Source organism: Cupriavidus sp. SIMBA_020, from assembly GCF_046535395.1.
Taxonomy (GTDB): domain Bacteria; phylum Pseudomonadota; class Gammaproteobacteria; order Burkholderiales; family Burkholderiaceae; genus Cupriavidus; species Cupriavidus campinensis.
The window spans coordinates 1-271 of sequence record NZ_JAWRWU010000608.1 but is presented as its reverse complement, the minus strand read 5'-3'; the positions used below and the strand labels follow the sequence as shown (position 1 = coordinate 271).

The following is a 271-nucleotide window of genomic DNA, read 5'->3' as shown; positions in this document are numbered from 1 at the left end:
GCGTCTGCCAGCATGCCACGCTCCGTCAGCAAAATCACTGCCTCGAAAGACTGTAACGCTCGAGCAAACATAGCGGCCGCTCCCAGCTCCCGATCTGAGCCACTTGAGGGAGCCAAGGTAACTAATATGGCTACTGAGGCACGATTGATGTCCTCAACAAGGGTGAACCAATCCGCTGCATTTTCGCGAACCTCTTGCCGCCAAGCATTTACATTGGGCGACAGAAATCCATCTGGCAGTAGACTCCTCATTGAGCACCTCAATTAGTTGG

General features: G+C 53.1%; 1 protein-coding gene. It reads right to left on the bottom strand.

The features are described from left to right. On the bottom strand, positions 1-251 hold a 251-nt coding region (locus tag SB751_RS30720; RefSeq protein ID WP_410749116.1), incomplete at its 3' end, for a hypothetical protein. Positions 252-271: the final 20 nt, after the last annotated feature.